This is a genomic window from Mycobacterium sp. OAS707 (genome assembly GCF_014873705.1).
Taxonomy (GTDB): Bacteria; Actinomycetota; Actinomycetes; order Mycobacteriales; family Mycobacteriaceae; genus Mycobacterium.
In genome coordinates this window covers 541,131-557,449 of sequence record NZ_JADBDS010000004.1, presented here as the reverse complement: position 1 = coordinate 557,449, position 16,319 = coordinate 541,131, and the positions used below count along the sequence as shown (strand labels likewise).

General features: G+C 66.5%; 13 protein-coding genes. 12 read left to right on the top strand and 1 reads right to left on the bottom strand.

What is annotated here, in order from left to right:
• The first annotated feature begins 12 nt into the window (after window positions 1-12).
• The 12 genes from GGC64_RS27760 to eccE all read left to right on the top strand — a co-directional run bounded on the left by GGC64_RS27760 (window position 13) and on the right by eccE (window position 15,112).
• Entirely contained in the window at window positions 13-1,068 is a 1,056-nt protein-coding gene (locus GGC64_RS27760) for a hypothetical protein (RefSeq protein ID WP_192725783.1), read from the top strand.
• A gap of 76 nt (window positions 1,069-1,144) precedes the next feature.
• Window positions 1,145-2,968 carry a type VII secretion AAA-ATPase EccA gene (gene eccA, locus GGC64_RS27755; RefSeq protein WP_370582366.1) on the top strand — a complete coding sequence of 608 codons (1,824 nt, stop codon included), beginning with the start codon at window positions 1,145-1,147 and terminating at the stop codon, window positions 2,966-2,968.
• Window positions 2,965-4,428, top strand: a complete 1,464-nt coding sequence (gene eccB, locus GGC64_RS27750; protein WP_192725782.1) for a type VII secretion protein EccB — start codon at window positions 2,965-2,967, stop codon at window positions 4,426-4,428. Before eccA ends, eccB begins: the two co-directional genes overlap by 4 nt.
• Entirely contained in the window at window positions 4,425-8,300 is a 3,876-nt protein-coding gene (gene eccCa, locus GGC64_RS27745) for a type VII secretion protein EccCa (RefSeq protein ID WP_192725781.1), read from the top strand. The genes eccB and eccCa overlap by 4 nt, the downstream gene beginning before the upstream one ends.
• Window positions 8,300-8,608 carry a PE family protein gene (locus tag GGC64_RS27740; protein WP_192725780.1) on the top strand — a complete coding sequence of 103 codons (309 nt, stop codon included), beginning with the start codon at window positions 8,300-8,302 and terminating at the stop codon, window positions 8,606-8,608. Before eccCa ends, GGC64_RS27740 begins: the two co-directional genes overlap by 1 nt.
• A 2-nt stretch (window positions 8,609-8,610) precedes the next feature.
• The gene (locus GGC64_RS27735) at window positions 8,611-10,149 is read left to right on the top strand and encodes a PPE family protein (protein ID WP_192725779.1); all 1,539 of its coding nucleotides are present in this window, start codon (window positions 8,611-8,613) and stop codon (window positions 10,147-10,149) included.
• Window positions 10,146-10,439, top strand: coding sequence for a type VII secretion protein EsxS (locus GGC64_RS27730; protein ID WP_192725778.1), 294 nt, complete (start codon window positions 10,146-10,148; stop codon window positions 10,437-10,439). The genes GGC64_RS27735 and GGC64_RS27730 overlap by 4 nt, the downstream gene beginning before the upstream one ends.
• Window positions 10,440-10,456: 17 nt before the next feature.
• Window positions 10,457-10,744 (top strand): WXG100 family type VII secretion target, encoded by a 288-nt coding sequence (locus GGC64_RS27725; RefSeq protein WP_192725777.1) that lies wholly within the window; start codon window positions 10,457-10,459, stop codon window positions 10,742-10,744.
• A complete protein-coding gene (locus GGC64_RS27720; protein ID WP_192725776.1) occupies window positions 10,745-11,599 on the top strand; it encodes an ESX secretion-associated protein EspG in 855 nt (284 codons plus the stop codon).
• Complete coding sequence (gene eccD / locus GGC64_RS27715; protein ID WP_192725775.1) at window positions 11,581-12,975, top strand: type VII secretion integral membrane protein EccD; 1,395 nt, start codon at window positions 11,581-11,583, stop codon at window positions 12,973-12,975. The genes GGC64_RS27720 and eccD overlap by 19 nt, the downstream gene beginning before the upstream one ends.
• Window positions 12,976-13,019: 44 nt before the next feature.
• On the top strand, window positions 13,020-14,303 hold the full coding sequence (gene mycP / locus GGC64_RS27710; protein WP_192725964.1) for a type VII secretion-associated serine protease mycosin: 1,284 nt from the start codon (window positions 13,020-13,022) through the stop codon (window positions 14,301-14,303).
• Window positions 14,300-15,112, top strand: coding sequence for a type VII secretion protein EccE (eccE, locus tag GGC64_RS27705; protein WP_192725774.1), 813 nt, complete (start codon window positions 14,300-14,302; stop codon window positions 15,110-15,112). Before mycP ends, eccE begins: the two co-directional genes overlap by 4 nt.
• Here the strand turns inward: eccE and GGC64_RS27700 are convergent.
• Complete coding sequence (locus tag GGC64_RS27700) at window positions 15,099-16,307, bottom strand: S9 family peptidase (protein WP_192725773.1); 1,209 nt, start codon at window positions 16,305-16,307, stop codon at window positions 15,099-15,101. The genes eccE and GGC64_RS27700 overlap by 14 nt on opposite strands.
• Window positions 16,308-16,319 lie beyond the last annotated feature (12 nt).

The following is a 16,319-nucleotide window of genomic DNA, read 5'->3' as shown; positions in this document are numbered from 1 at the left end:
GAGACTGCGAGGGTGACCGATCTCGATCTGACGAAACAGGTGGGCGGGCGATTGCGCCCACGGGCGTCACGGCGCGACAACATCGTGATGTGTCTGTTGTCCGGCTGGCTTCTGGCCGGTCTGATCCTCGATGCCTGGGCGCACTCGAATCTGACGAATCTCGAAACTTTCTTCACACCGTGGCACGCCGTCTTCTACAGCGGTTTCACCGCAACCGCCGCATGGGTGCTCCTGATGATCGTGCGAAACGTTCGGCAGGGCAGATCGGGCGTCGGCGTGATTCCGGTCGGCTACGGATGGACCGTCGTCGCGTTGGCAGTGTTCGGGGTTTCCGGTATCGCCGACGGTGTATGGCACACCGTCTGGGGCATCGAAACGACCATCAACATTCTGTTCAGCCCGAGCCACCTCGGCCTCGGCGCTTCGATGGTGATCATCGTGACGTCGCCCTTGCGGGCCATGTGGTCGGATCCTGATCTGCCTGCAGCGCCGTCGTTTCGGCAGTTCTGGCCTGCGGCGCTGAGCACTGGCATGGCCGTCGCGCAGGTTTTCTTGTTCCTGGGCTACGGAGATGCGCTGAAGTACCGCGCCGACTGGATCGTCAACGGATTCTCGGGCGCTCAGCAGGCTGCGTCGGTGCTCGCGGCCAGGCTGATCATCTCCAACGTCGTGCTGCTGGCGCCGGTGCTGTTCCTCGCCCGGCGCTGGCGGATCCCGTTCTGGACGGTGACCGCGGTGTGGCTGCCCGCCATCGGACTCGCGGGAGCCGAGACCGAGGCGCGCAACCCTGGCACTCTGCTGACGCTCGTTGCCGCAGGTCTGCTGGCCGATCTGTTTGCGCGCTGGTTGCGTCCCGCCGCCGACCGGCCTGGCGGGTATTGGCTGTTCGGTGCGGGAACTGCATTCGTCACCTGGGGGCTCTACATCGCGGTCGCGTCGATCACCGTGGGTCATACGCCCGCGGTCATCGAAATGTGGACGGGCGCACCGATTGTCGCCGGGTTGGTGGGGTGGCTGCTGGCGGTTCTGATGCTTCCAGGAGGACGCGAAGCGCGCGCCACGACGTAGGTACGTCTCGACACTTAGCTTATGCAATGCTAACTTCACCCGAGTTAGCTAAGGCAAGGCTAAGTAAGGAGACGTCGTGGGTAGTGACACTCTGGCGGCTCCGCATGCCTTGACCCGGGTCGATCGCGACCTGATCAGCCGGTTCGCCACCTGTTGTCGCGCACTCGGCCTGTCCGTTCACGGCCGGCAGCGTCCACCCGACCTGCCCGCCGCCCGATCCGGCTTCGCGGCGCTGACCCACATCGCGCACGACCAGTGCGATGCGTGGACTGGCCTGGCCGCAGCGGGTGAGGCGGACACCCATGTCGTCGAGTCCGTCTGGCGCACGTCGGCGACTGCAGGACTGCTTCAGCGGCAAGCCGGTCTGGCGCCGCGTGCCCTCGGGTTCCCCTACGACACCGGTCTCTACCTCCAGCTGCGCGCATCCGATCCTGACGACTTCCAATTGGCCTTTGCAGCAACTCTTTCCAACGCAGGCAACTATGCCGATGCCGACCGGCTGGTCACCGAGGTGCTCGAACGCCGACCCGGCTGGCTGGACGCGACGTGGCAGCGCGTGGCCATCTTTTACCGCGCCGAGCGGTGGTCGGACGTCGTGCGACTGCTTACCACGGTGGTCAACGATCCGTCACTGGACGACGTCTTCAGCCACGCCGCCCGGGTGACACTCGGCATCGCACTGGCCCGGCTGGGCATGTTCGCTCCCGCACTGTCGTATCTCGAGGAGCCCGAAGGGCCTGTCGCGGTCGCCGCCGTTGACGGGGCGCTCGCCAAGGCGCTCTCGCTACGCGCTCAGGGTGAGGACGACGAGGCCAACGACCTGTTGCAGGACCTGTACGCGGCCCATCCAGACAACGCGAACATCGAAGAGGCCCTGTCGGATTCGTCGTTCGGGATGAGGACCACCACCGCTGCGCGCATCGACGCCCGCACCGACCCGTGGGACCCGGATTCAGAACCCGACGAAGCCGACTTCGTCGACCCGGGAGCCAAGGAACGCAAGGCGCACCTGCTGATCGAGGCGGAAGCCGAACTCGCCGAGTTCATCGGCCTCGAGGAAGTCAAGTATCAGGTGGCGCGGCTGAAAAGCTCAGTGGCCATGGCACTTCGGCGCCAGGAGCGCGGCCTTACCGTCGCGCAGCGCACCAACCACCTGGTGTTCGCGGGGCCGCCCGGGACCGGTAAGACCACGATCGCGCGTGTCGTCGCCAAAATCTACTGCGGGCTAGGGCTTTTGAAGAAGGAAACCGTGCGCGAGGTGCACCGCGCCGACCTCATCGGTCAGCACATCGGCGAAACCGAGGCCAAGACCAACGCGATCATCGACAGCGCGCTGGACGGAGTGCTGTTCCTCGACGAGGCTTACGCGCTGGTGTCCACCGGCGCCAAGAACGACTTCGGGCTGGTGGCCATCGACACCCTGCTGGCCCGCATGGAGAACGACCGCGACCGCCTGGTGGTCATCGTCGCCGGCTACCGCAAAGACCTCGACCACTTCCTGGATACCAACGAGGGTCTGCGCTCACGGTTCACCCGCAGTATCGACTTTCCTTCCTACTCAGCAGCTGAACTCGTCGAAATCGCGATGCGGATGGCCGAGAAGCGCGACAGCGTATTCGAAGAAGCAGCGCTCGCCGACATGGAGGCGCTGTTCGGTCACCTCGCCGATACGACGACGCCGGACGCCGCGGGAGTCGCGCGCCGCAGCCTCGACATCGCAGGCAACGGCCGGTTCGTCCGCAACCTCGTCGAGCGGTCGGAGGAGGAGCGCGAGTACCGACTCGACCATTCCGACGCGCAAGAGTTCACCGACGACGAACTGATGACCATCACTGCAGAAGACGTCAACTCCTCTGCTGCTCCGCTGCTGCGCGGGCTCGGCCTGCCGGTGCCAGGGTGAGCGGGCGCGACCGCCGGGAGTTCACGTCGCGCACTCCGGTCAACGAGAACGCCGACCGCGTGGTGCATCGCCGCGGTTTCGTCACGCGGCATCAAGTGTCGGGCTGGCGATTCGTCATGCGCCGCATCGCCTCTGGTGTCGCACTGCATGACACCCGAATGCTGGTCGACCCGTTACGCACGCAGACCCGTGCCGTGCTCGTCGGCGCGCTGGTGTTGATCACCGGCCTCGCCGGTTGCTTCATCTTCTCGCTGATCCGCCCCTCGGGTGTGGCAGGCAACGATGTGGTGCTGGCCGACCGGTCCACCGCGGCGCTGTATGTCAAGTTCGGCGACCAGCTTCACCCGGTACTGAACCTCGCTTCTGCACGGCTGATCGTCGGGCGGGCGGACAACCCGACAACCGTCAAGAGCGCCGAGCTCGACAAGTTCCCCCGCGGAAACCTCCTCGGCATCCCGGGTGCTCCGGAACGGTTGGTGCAGAACCCATCTCGCGATGCGCTGTGGACAGTGTGCGGCGATGCGGATCCGGGGGTCACGGTGATCGCCGGATCGCTGGGAACCGGCGGTGAACGCGCTTCTGAACTGAAACCGCTGCACGCGGTCCTCGCATCGAACGAGGGGCGCACCTGGCTGCTGTGGGACGGCAGACGCAGCGCGCTGGACCTCGCCGACCGTACAGTGACCGATGCGCTGGGCCTCGGTACCGACATTGCGGCGCCGCGGCCGATCCCCGTCGGGCTGTTCAACGCAATCCCCGAGGGTCCCGCACTGACCGCGCCTGCCATTGCCGGCGCAGGCGGAGCGCCTCGCTTCCCGCTGTCTGCTCCTGTCCCGGTTGGCGCGGTCGTCGTCGCATATGAAGCCGACAACACCATCCGGTATTACGCGGTGCTGAGTGACGGGCTGCAACCGATTTCCGAGGTGCTTGCCGGGATTCTGCGCAATACGAACTCCTTCGGTCTGGAACAGCCACCACGTCTCGGGGCTGACGAGATCGCGCGGATGCCGGTGGCCCGCGGAATCGATACCGATGCATATCCGTCGGAGAGGGTGACGCTCGTCGACATGGCCAAGGACCCGATCACGTGCGCGCAATGGGCGAAACCGGAAGGAGCGCAGGTGAGTTCGCTGACCTTGCTGACCGGCGCCGCTGTGCCAGTACGCGACGGCTTGCATACCGTGGAACTCGTCGGCTCCCCTAACCGGGTTTCGCTTTCGCCGGGCACCGGCTATTTCGTCGACAGCAACTCGTCGCTGTTCTGGGTCAGCGACACCGGCGTCCGCTACGGCATCGAAGATTCGAAAACCGCTGCGTCGCTTGGCCTGACGGCCCAGCCCTTGCCGATAGCGTGGTCGGTGCTGTCCCAGTTCGCGGCGGGACCGACCCTGTCACGCGCCGACGCGTTGTTGGCACACGACGCACTGTCGCCCGACGGTGTGGGAAGGCAAGCGCCATGAGCAGGTTGATCTTCGAGACTCACCGCCGGCTGGCCCCACCGGCCACCCGCACCGGCACCATCACCATCGAGCCGCCGCCGGAACTACCGCGGCAGGTGCCGCCGTCGCTGCTGCGCCGCGTGCTGCCCTACCTCATCGTGCTGCTGATCGTCGGAATGATCGTGGCCCTGGTCGCCACCGGTATGCGGCTGATCTCGCCGCAGACGTTGTTCTTCCCGTTCGTCTTGCTGCTCGCCGCCACCGCGCTGTACCGCGGCTCAGACAACAAGATGCGAACAGAAGAGGTGGACGCCGAACGCGCCGATTACCTGCGCTACCTTTCGGTGATCCGCGACAACGTGCGTGCGCACGCAGCCGATCAGCGCGCCCGGTTGGTGTGGTCGCATCCCGCGCCATCAGCGCTCATCGCGGTCCCCGGTACTCGCAGGCAATGGGAGCGCGACCCACACGACGACGACTTTCTCGTGCTTCGCGCCGGGCTGCACGACGTACCGCTCGACACCACGCTGCGCGTGAAAGACTCCGCCGACGAGATCGACCTCGAACCCGTCTCGCACACGACTTTGCGGGGTCTGCTCGACACTCAACGCACGCTCCACGACGCACCGGCGGGGATTGACTTGACCAAGCTCTCGCGGATCACGGTGCTCGGCGACGACGATGAGGTGCGCGGTGTGCTGCGGGCATGGATCGCACAGGCCGCCACCTGGCACGACCCCACCATATTGGGAATCGCTTTCAGCGGACCGGATCTGGAAAGCGACGACTGGTCCTGGCTGAAATGGCTGCCACACGTCGACATACCCGGCGAGGCCGACGGGGTCGGGCCCGCTCGCCACCTGCACACCGATGCGTCCGAGTTGCAGCTGCCTGACAGCTCGGCGAAGCACTGGCTGGTGGTGCTCGACGATCTCGACGCGGACCCGCGGCCACTGCTTTCTGCAGGCGTCACCGTCATCCACCGTTCGGCGAACCCTCCGCACCGAGAACAATATTCCGACCCCGAGCGGCCGATCCTGCAAATAGCCGGCGGTTCGATTCAGCGCTGGCACAGCGGCGACTGGCATGAATTCATCGACAGCGCAGACCATCTTGGTGCCGGTGACGCCCGCCACCTGGCACGGCGGCTGTCGCGGTGGGAATCCAACCCGAACCATTCGCGTGCCACCAGCATCGGCGGGACCACCTTCAGCACGCTGCTCGACATCCCTGACGCCTCGGCGCTCGACGTCGCCACGCTGTGGGCGCCACGCCACCGCGATGACGAACTCCGAGTCCCGATCGGGGTCACCGCCACCGGCGAGCCGCTCTACTTCGACCTCAAGGACGAGGCCGAAGGCGGGATGGGGCCGCACGGCTTGATGATCGGCATGACCGGCTCGGGCAAGTCGCAGACGCTGATGTCGATTCTGTTGGCGCTGTTGACCACTCATCCCGCCGACCGGTTGATCGTCATCTACGCCGACTTCAAGGGTGAGGCGGGCGCCGACATCTTCCGCAACTTCCCGCAGGTGGTCGCGGTCATCTCGAACATGGCCGAGAAGCGGTCATTGGCCGACAGGTTCGCCGACACGCTGCGTGGCGAGGTGGCTCGTCGCGAACAACTGTTGCGCGAGGCGGGCCGACGTGTACAGGGCAGCGCGTTCAACTCGGTGACCGAGTACGAGAATGCGATCGCCGCGGGCCACGAACTGCCGCCGCTGCCGACGCTGTTCGTGGTGGCCGACGAGTTCACGCTGATGCTCGCCGACCATCCCGAGTACGCCGATCTGTTCGATTACGTTGCCCGCAAGGGACGCTCATTCCGCATCCACATCTTGTTCGCCTCGCAGACGCTGGACGTGGGCCGGATCAAGGACATCGACAAGAACACGTCCTATCGGATCGGCTTGAAGGTAGCCAGTCCCAGCATCTCCCGGCAGGTCATCGGCGTCGAGGACGCCTATCACATCGAGTCGGGCCGCGATCACAAAGGCATCGGATTCCTGGTGCCCGCGCCGGGGGCGGTGCCGATCAAATTCCGCAGCACATATGTCGACGGCATCTACGAACCGCCGCGAGCGGACAAATCTGTTGTCGTTCACGCTGTTCCACGTCCGCAGCTGTTCACCGCCGGTCGCGTCGAACCTGAGCCCGACACGGTGATCCTCAACGATCCGGACGTCGACGTGCTTCCCCCGCGCAAGCTGATCGCCACCATCGGCGAGCAGTTGGCGCAATACGGTCCCAAGGCTCCGCCGCTGTGGCTGGAGCCGCTGGACGAGCCGATCGCCCTCGCCGACGTGGTGCACCGCTCGGGGGTTGCCCCTCGACAGTGGCGGTGGCCGCTCGGTGAGATCGACAAGCCCTTCGAGATGCGTCGCGACCCTTTGGTGTTCGACGCCACGTCGGCGGGTGCCAACCTGGTCATCCACGGCGGGCCCAAGTCCGGAAAATCGACTGCGCTGCAGACCTTCGTCTTGTCCGCCGCGGCGCTGCATTCCCCGCGGGACGTCACGTTCTACGGCCTGGACTACGGCGGCGGTCAGCTTGCACCGCTGAAGGATCTCGCGCATGTCGGCAGTGTGGCCTCGCCGCTCGAGCCGGAACGCATTCGACGTACGTTCGCCGAACTCGAGCAGCTGTTGCGCTCGCGGCAGGCGCGCGGGGCGGACGATCGCGACGACGGCTACGGCGAGGTGTTCCTGCTCATCGACAACCTCTACGCATTCAGCCGCGACAACTCCGACGCCTTCAATACCCGAAACCCATTGCTGGCCAAGGTCACCGAACTGGTCAACACCGGAATGTCCTACGGCATCCACGCGGTGATCACGACACCGAACTGGATCGAAGTGCCGCTGGCCATGCGTGACGGGCTCGGGCTGCGGCTCGAGCTGCGGCTGAACGACGTACAGGACAGCAATGTGCGCGTGCCGGGCGCGCTGCGCAGGCCCGCTGAAGCCGTGCCTGCCGACCAGCCAGGACGCGGCCTGACCATGGCCGCCGAGCACTTCCTGTTCGCCCGCCCCGCGCTGGAGTCCATCGCGGCCATCAACGCCGAATATCCGGACGTCACGGCACCCCCGGTCAGGCTGCTTCCCGCCAACCTGGCACCTGCGACCGTGGCGCCGCTCTATCCGGCACGTGACCGCGTGGTCATCGGTCAACGCGAGGAAGACCTGACCCCGGTCGCCGTCGACTTCGCCGACAACCCGTTGTTGATGGTGTTCGGCGATGCAAAGTCAGGTAAGACGACGCTGCTGCGGCACCTGATCCGCACTGTCCGCGAGAACTCACGGCCGGATGACGTCGCGTTCACGGTGATCGACCGGCGGCTGCAGCTCGTCGACGAGCCGCTGTTCGCCGACAACGAGTACACGCCCAACATCGACCGGATTCTGCCTGCCATGCTCGGGCTGTCGGCACTGCTCGAAAAGCGCCGTCCGCCCGGCGGATTGAGCGCCGCCGAACTCAGCGGCTGGACGTATCAGGGTCATACCCATTACCTGATCATCGACGATGTGGACCAGATTCCCGACACGCCCGCCGTGACGGGTCCGTACGCAGGGCAGCGCCCGTGGACGACGCTGATCGGGCTGCTGTCCCAGGCGACCGATCTCGGTTTGCGGGTCATCGTCACCGCGCGTGCCGCCGGTTCGGCGCATGCGGTGATGACTGCGCCACTGCTGCGTCGGCTCAACGATCTGCAGGCCACGACAATCATGCTGTCGGGTAACCCGCACGACAGCGGCAAGATTCGCGGGCACCGGTTCAGCCGCCTGCCCGCGGGGCGCGGCGTCCTACTCACCGACACAGAGACTCCAATCTTCGTTCAACTCGTCAACCCACTTGTGGCCGAGCATGCCTCGCATGGAAAGGAATACAGCTGATGACCCTGCGTGTGGTACCCGAGGGCCTGACCGCCGCCGGCGCGGCCGTCGAGGCGCTGACCGCTCGGCTGGCCGCCGCGCACACTGCCGCGGCGCCTCTGGTGACTGCCGTTATCCCGCCAGCCGCCGATGCCGTATCACTGTCCACTGCACTGGGATTCAACGCGCACGCCACCGCACAGCAGGCGGTCGCGGCGCAGGGCGTCGAGGAACTCGGTCGATCGGGCATTGGTGTTGGCGAGTCCGGTGTCAGCTATGTCACCGGCGACGCATTGGCGGCTTCGTCGTACCTGATTGCCCGCGGCTGACCATGACCGCCCCCGTGTGGATGGCCCTGCCACCTGAGGTGCACTCGGCACTGCTGTCCGGTGGCCCCGGGCCCGGGTCCCTGTTGGCGGCAGCGGGAGCGTGGCAGTCGCTGAGCGCCGAATATGCCTCGGCGGCAGCGGAACTGACATGGACACTTGGCGCGGTTCAGGCCGGCTCGTGGGAGGGGCCGAGCGCCGAACAGTACATCGCCGCGCACACGCCGTACCTCGGATGGCTGGCGCAGGCGAGCGTCAACAGCGCGGCGGCGGCGGTGCAGCACGAAACCGCCGCGGCCGCTTACACCACAGCCGTTGCCGCGATGCCGGCCCTGGCCGAGCTCGCGCTCAACCACACCACCCATGCCGTGCTGGTGGCGACGAACTTCTTCGGCCTCAACACCATTCCGATCGCACTCAACGAGGCCGACTACGTCCGCATGTGGATTCAGGCCGCCACGACCATGACCAGCTATCAGGCTGTCGCGAGTGCTGCGGTGGCCGCGACGCCGACGATATCGCCTGCGCCGTTGCTGTTGACGCCGGGCGTCGGGGAAACCGGTCGCGCCGTTGCCGACATCAGTCAGTCGTCCGCACAACTGCAGGCCGCCGATGCCGGCGCCGGACAGAACCTCGCCGATCTCATTGCGCAGCTGCTGAAGTGGTACTCCGACTACACCTATCGGTTGTTCGAGCCGATCATCAACTTCCTGCAGGATCCGATCGGCAACTCGATCCAGCTGATCACCGATTTTCTGACCAATCCGTCGGAGGCACTGGTCACCTGGGGGCCGTTCCTGTTTGCCGTTGCCTACCAGGTGTTCTCGTGGATCGGCGCGTCGCTGACCTATCCGCAGCTGCTGATCCAACCGTTGTTGGCGATCACCCTCGGTGTGGTCGGCGCACTTCTGCCGCAGTACCTCGATCAGCCTGCGCCGGCCGAGGTGCCCGCGGAAGCACCGGTGCCTGGATCGCCTGCTCCGGTCAGGGCCGATCAGCCGGGAGTCTGGCCGGTCGCGGGCGTCGCACCGACTGTGGCGGCCCCTGCCGCGTCAGCGGCCGGTGGTGCCGCAGCGCCTGCCAGTCCTGCGGCACCCGCGGCTCCTGCTGCCGCGAGCGCCGTACCGTACGCGATCCCCGGCCTGGACCCCGATGAAGGCTTCACCCCGACGCTGCGTGACGAGACCGGTGCGAAGGCGCCGGCTGCCGACATTCCGGCCGTCGCAGCGGCTTCGGCAGCCGTATTCGCACGCGAACGGCGCCGCGCCCGCAAGAAACGCGGCGCGATCGCGAGGGACTACGGCGACGAATACATGGACATGGACGCCGATCTCGATCCGAGCCCGCCCGTCGAGGAACCGCGCGTCACCGCGTCGACACGCGGTTCAGGCCCGATGGGGTTCTCCGGCACCGTGGCCACCGGCACGCCCAAAGCCACCGGATTGACGATGCTGCAAGGAGATTCGTTCGGCGGCGGCCCCGTCAACCCGATGATGCCCTCAACGTGGGATCCCGCTACAGAAGAGAGAAGGGAAGATCAATGAGCATGCTCGACGCTCACATTCCGCAACTCGTCGCCTCGGAGGCGGCGTTCGGTGCGAAGGCTGCATTGATGCGCAGCACCATCGCGCAGGCCGAGCAGGCGGCCCAGTCCGCTCAGGCCTTCCACATGGGTGAATCTTCTGCTGCCTTCCAGGCCGCGCATGCCCGGTTCGTCGAGGTCTCCGCGAAGATCAACACGCTGCTGGACATCGCGCAGGCCAACATCGGCGACGCCGCAGGCACATACGCGGCCGAGGACGCCGCCGCGGCCAGCAGCTACACCGCTATCTGATCGGAAAGGGTCAAGTCATGTCTCAGATCATGTTCAACTACCCGGCCATGCTGGCGCACGCCGGTGAAATGGCAGGCTACGCCGGTGCGTTGCACGCGGTCGGCGCCGACATCGCCAGCGAGCAGGCCGCGCTTGCCAGCGGATGGCAAGGCGACACCGGGATGACCTATCAGGCGTGGCAGGCGCAATGGAACGCCGGCATGGAGGAACTCGTCCGCGCCTACCGCGCCATGGCAAGCACACACGAGACCAACACGATGTCGATGAGCGCCCGGGATCAGGCCGAGGGCGCCAAGTGGGGTTGAGTGCGAGCCAACGCTGTTGAGCTGACCGTCGACGCGGCGTGGTTTGTCGCCGAGTCGTGCGGCGCGGGCACTTTCCCATGGGTGCTGGCGATCACGCAGCCATACGCCGACGTTGCGGAGCGGACGGCGTTCGTTGCGGCGCAGACCGACGAACTGACCCGGCTCGGCGTGCTATCCGGCGGTCGCATCGATGAGTCGGTCACGCGGTGGATTACGGTGACCTGCCGACCGGCTCAGTGGCTGGAGATGCGATTCGTCAGCGGCCGCGGCGCGATGCTGCGCGGAGTGGTGTCTCGCGCAGGCGGGAGCACGGTCGTCGCGCTGCGCAACGCCGGCCTCGTCACATTCACCGCCATGGACATCGATCACCCGCACGCGCTGGTGCCCGTATTGGCATCGGGTCTGAGTCGGCGGCGCCCAGCCCAGTTCACCGAGTTCTCCCTGCCTTCGCGCGCAGGCGCACAGGCCGACGAACAGTTGCGATCCGGGGCTCGGCTGCGGGAAACCCTGGACTACTTGGGAATTCCCGCCTCAGCGCGTCCCGTGGCCGAGGCGGCGTTCGACGAGCGACGCACATATGTGGAGGTTGTCGCCGGACAGCACCGCGACGGTCACCGCATCACAACGGATGTCGGCGTCAGCATCGTCGACACCACCGAAGGCCGCATCCTCGTCAGCCCGGCCAAGGCGTTCGACGGCGAATGGGTTTCGACATTCGCACCCGGCACACCTATGGCGATCGCCGCTGCGATCGAGCGCCTCACCGCCACGCTTCCCGACGGGTCCTGGTTTCCCGACATCCAGCTCACCCGCGACTTCGACAGAACGGAAAACCGATGCCCGACAACGCTGTAATGCCGATCGTGCGGGTGGCCGTGCTCGCCACCGCCGACGACAGTGGCAGAATGACCGATCTGGCGCTGCCGGCCGGGCTGCCTTTGCGAGAGATCCTGCCCGCTGTGCAACGCATGGTGTCGCCGGTCAGTGAGGACGGCGTCGAGGTTCCGCTGAGTCTGGCGCCCATCGGCGGTGCGCCGTTCAGCCTGGACGCCACGCTGGACACCGTCGGTGTGGTCGACGGTGATCTGCTCGCCCTGCAGCCGCTGCCCGCCGGCCCGTCCGCGGCGAACATCGTCGAGGACATCGCCGACGCCGCGGCGCTCTTCTCGGCGGCACGCGAACGACCTTGGGGCACAGCACATATCCAGCGGGCCGCCGTCGTCGCACTCATCGGCCTGATCCTCGTGATCACCGGACTCTCCGTCGCGCACCGGCTGGCGACCGGCGCTGCGCTTGGGCTGTTCATGGCCGGTGAAGTGGCCGCCGCGACGGTGGTCGCGGCGTTGGTGAGCCGCCTTCGGTCGTCGCGGGTGGCCACGGCGCTGGCGGTGGCGGGGCTGGCGCCGGTGGCCGCTGCGTTCCTGCTCGCGGTGCCTGGTGAATTCGGGCCGGCCCAGGTTCTGCTGGCGGCCGCAGGTGTGACGGCATGGTCGATCATCAGCATCACCATCGAAGAGCGCGCAATCGCGGTGTTCACCGCCGCTGCGGTCACGGCTTTCGGCGTCCTGCTGCCCGCGGCCGCAGCGACCATGTGGGAGTTGCCGACAGCGACACTGGGTTGCGTCGTTGTCCTGTTCGCGCTCCTGGTTACGGTGCAGTCGGCGCAGTTGTCAGCGCTGTGGGCGCGGTTCCCGCTGCCGGTGATCCCCGCACCGGGTGACGCAACTCCGTCGGCGCGACCGCTACGGGTGCTCGAGGATCTGCCGCGCCGCGTCCGAGTCAGCGAGTCCCACCAGACTGGCTTGATCGCGGGCGGTGTGCTGCTCTCGGTTGTCGGCTCGCTTGCGTTGGTCGGTCCGGAAGGGTCGTCGCCGTGGGCGTGGTACCTGGTGGCGGCCGCTGCCGTCGGCGCGGTACTGCGTGCGCGGGTGTGGGATTCAGCGACGTGCAAGGCGTGGCTGCTCGCGCACCCCTACCTCGTGACGGTCGCGGTGGTGGTCCTCTTCGCCGTCACCGGACGCTACGAAGCGGCCTGGTGTGCGCTTGCCGTGCTGGCCGCACTGGTCGTGATGTGGGTGGTTGTGGCGCTGAATCCGCGTATCGGCGAGCCGGATAGCTACTCGCTTCCGATGCGACGATTGGTCGGGTTTGTGGCGTCGGCCATCGACGCGTCGTTGATCCCGGTGATGGCCTACCTCGCCGGCCTGTTCGCGTTGGTGCTGAATCGGTGACTCTGCGCGTAATCTCCGTGTTCGCGGCGGCGCTGGCCGTGCTGATGAGTGCCGGACCGCCGGCGGGCGCCATCAGCCCGCCGCAAGTGGATGCCGAGACCGCACCGCCACCGGGCAATCCGGGCCCGCCGCAGCCGATGACGCAACGCGGCGCATGTGTGGCCACCGGCGTGATGCCAGGTACGGATCCACATATGACGACACCAAACCAGTTGTCGTTCAACCTCTCTGAGGTGTGGCGACACAGTCGCGGCGATGGTCAGGCCGTCGCGGTGATCGACACCGGCGTGCAGCCCGGTCCACGGCTACCGAACGTCGAGGGTGGTGGTGACTTCGTCGCGGCCACCGACGGGCTCACCGACTGCGATGGGCACGGCACGCTGGTCGCCGGCCTGATCGCGGGCCAACCGGGCAATGACGGCTTCTCTGGCATTGCACCAGGCGCACGGCTGATCTCGATCCGCCAGACATCGGCCAAGTACGCCCCGCGCATCTCTGCCAGCGATCCGATGCAAGCGCGCGCAGCGGTCGACGTCGCGAGCTTGGCCCGCGCGGTCGTGCGTGCTGCCGACCTCGGGGCGAGTGTCATCAACATCTCGGCGGTGACGTGTCTGCCCGCCGACAAGCCGGTTGATCAGACAGAGCTGGGCGCAGCACTGAAATACGCTGCGGTGCAGAAGGACGCGGTGATCATCGCGGCGGCGGGCAACGTTCGCGACGGGGCGGCATGCGAGTCGAACGCCGGGGATTGGGCAACCGTCACCTCGGTGTCGGTGCCGTCGTGGTGGCAACCCTTTGTGTTGTCGGCCGGGTCCGTGGCGGCCAATGGTCGGCCATCGGAGTTCACCATGGCAGGTCCTTGGCTCGGCGTCGCAGCGCCCGGTGAGCGCATCGTCTCGGTGAGCAACGGTCCAGGCGGCGGCCTGGCCAACGGCATACCGAACGACGGGAACGAGATGTCACCGATCAGCGGCACCAGCTATGCGGCCGCCTACATATCGGGCGTTGCAGCGTTGGTGCGCAGCAAGTTTCCCAATCTAACTGCGGCTCAGGTGATCCATCGCATCACCGCGACGGCACACGGCGCGGCCCGTTCACCGTCGAACCTGGTTGGCGCGGGCGGCGTGGACACCGTCGCCGCTCTCACCTGGGACGTACCCGAGGCTTCCGCGTCGCATACTGCGGCCGCCAGAGCGATCGCCGAACCACCGGCACCGCAGGCCGAAGACAACACCCCACGCACGGTTGCGCTCATCGGCACCGCAGGGCTGGCCGTTGTCACGCTGGTCACGATCGGAATGCGCCGACGAAAGGACTCCCTCACATGACGGTTCGCATGGCGCTGGCAGCCCTGCTCATCGTTCCAGCGGCGATGACCTACCCATGGACGTCGACAGCCGACGGGTGGCTGCCCGGCATCGCGGTGGCAGGCAGTCTGGTGCTATTCGGCTGGTGGCGTGGAACATTCGTGACGACATCGATCGGCCGTCGCGTGGCGATGCTGCTGCGCCGGAAACAGACGAACGGCGCTCACCAATCATCGGACTACACCACTGTCCTGCTTCGGGTAGAGCCCGATGGACTGCCATTGCCGCTGATCGCCGGTTACCTCGACCGGTACGGCATCCGTTGCGACAAGATCCGCATCACCAGCCGCGATCTCAGCGGCTCGCGCACGACCTGGATCGGGATCACAATCGGCGCGGCCGACAACCTGACCGCTCTGCGCGCACGTTCGCCGCGAATTCCGTTGCGCGACACTGCTGAAGTGGTCGGGAGGCGGCTGGCGAACCATCTCCGTGAGGAGGGCTGGGACGCCACGATCGTCGACAGCGCCGACACCCCGGCACGGCCGGATGCCAAGGAAACGTGGTGTGGTCTGCACGACGGGTCGGGCTACGTCGCCGCCTATCGCGTAGCGAGCCTCGACGACGTTGCGTCGCTGCCGTCGTCGGAAATCTGGATGGCGCTGGAGATCACGGGCAGCCCAGCCGACCTGCGCGTCGACCGGGCATGTGCGATCAGAACACCCGGCAAGCCGGACCCGATCGCGGGTGCCGCACCGTTGAATGGGCGCCACCGGCTTGCGCTTGATGCGCTGAATCCGCTGTCGGTGGACAGGCTCATTCGAACATGAAGTCGCGCATGAACCGCGTCATCCGGCGCAGGTAGTCCGGCTGACTCACATGCAGGATGTGATTGCCGGGGAACCAATGGAAGGCGCAGCGGTCCCAGTGCTCCCACAGTATTTCGGCCTGTTCGGGCGGCGCCAGCCGGTCGCCGAGCCCGGTGATGATCAGCCGCCGATCCTTGGGTACCAACGGCGGATAGTTCAGTGGTGACGGGTATTTCGTCGCCTCGTGCACCAGCTGATCGTCCGTGCCTGCGATCAGGTCACGCAGCCGTACCACGTAGTTGGCGGGGAACCACTCGTCGACGGTCCTGTCCGGGGTGACGACGGGAACGTTGGGAATCACTGCCTGAATTCGGTCATCGACGCACGCGATCAACGCGGATGTGTACCCGCCCAGCGACATGCCGGTCAGTGCCACCCTGTCGACCCCGGTGAACTCGAGATAGTCGATCAGTGAGCGGAAGTCGTGCACAGCCTGGGCCATGGCTTCCGCGAAACCGGCGAAACCGTTTGCGAAGTAGCCGTATCCACTGAACGGCGAGCCCTTTTCGGCGCGGGCACCGTGAAACGGCAAGGTGTACAACAGCACGTCGTAGCCGGACCGGTAGAACCATGGCAGTGAGAAGAACAGGCCGTTGAACAAATACGGCGAACCCATGAACCCATGGATCACGCACAATGTGGGATGCGGACCATCGTCGTGGACCCAGTGTTGTGCGCGCACCACGTTGTTGCGGACGTAACCGTGGCACTGATCGCGCAGCGCCGGGTTGACCGCTTCGAAGCTGCTGTCGAAGCGGATGTTGTTCACTCGGCCCTTGGCCATCCACTCGGCAATCGGACTGGCCGGGCGTGAGGAGATTCGCGGTTCTTGTTTCGGCTTGGGGAAGGACAGTTCCGGGTCGCGGGCGCTGGCGAGCTCGGCGTAAAACCGGAGGTGGTCGAGTTCGGCGCGGCCCTCGGACCGGCGCAGCGCAGCGGTGAGCGTCGCCGGCAGCATCGTGGCGCTCAGCAGCGACGCGATCGCGGTGCGAAGCGCGACGTCCACGACCGCGGACGAGTCGACGATCAGACGTTGCCGCAGCGTGAGGTCGACGCGGCGCGGCAGTCCACGCACGGTTGCGTCGGCACCGGGAACGTCGGGGACAGGGATCGGAGGATCGACGGGAAGGGCGTCGGAGTCCCGCGTGCTGGACATTTCCGCATGGTA

Excerpts from the sequence above, each read along its gene's own strand:
- eccCa (WP_192725781.1), top strand. The coding sequence starts at position 4,425 with ATGAGCAGGTTGATCTTCGAGACTCACCGCCGGCTGGCCCCACCGGCC.
- GGC64_RS27740 (WP_192725780.1), top strand. The coding sequence starts at position 8,300 with ATGACCCTGCGTGTGGTACCCGAGGGCCTGACCGCCGCCGGCGCGGCC.
- GGC64_RS27735 (WP_192725779.1), top strand. The coding sequence starts at position 8,611 with ATGACCGCCCCCGTGTGGATGGCCCTGCCACCTGAGGTGCACTCGGCA.
- GGC64_RS27730 (WP_192725778.1), top strand. The coding sequence starts at position 10,146 with ATGAGCATGCTCGACGCTCACATTCCGCAACTCGTCGCCTCGGAGGCG.
- GGC64_RS27725 (WP_192725777.1), top strand. The coding sequence starts at position 10,457 with ATGTCTCAGATCATGTTCAACTACCCGGCCATGCTGGCGCACGCCGGT.
- eccD (WP_192725775.1), top strand. The coding sequence starts at position 11,581 with ATGCCCGACAACGCTGTAATGCCGATCGTGCGGGTGGCCGTGCTCGCC.
- mycP (WP_192725964.1), top strand. The coding sequence starts at position 13,020 with ATGAGTGCCGGACCGCCGGCGGGCGCCATCAGCCCGCCGCAAGTGGAT.
- eccE (WP_192725774.1), top strand. The coding sequence starts at position 14,300 with ATGACGGTTCGCATGGCGCTGGCAGCCCTGCTCATCGTTCCAGCGGCG.
- GGC64_RS27700 (WP_192725773.1), bottom strand. The coding sequence starts at position 16,307 with ATGTCCAGCACGCGGGACTCCGACGCCCTTCCCGTCGATCCTCCGATC.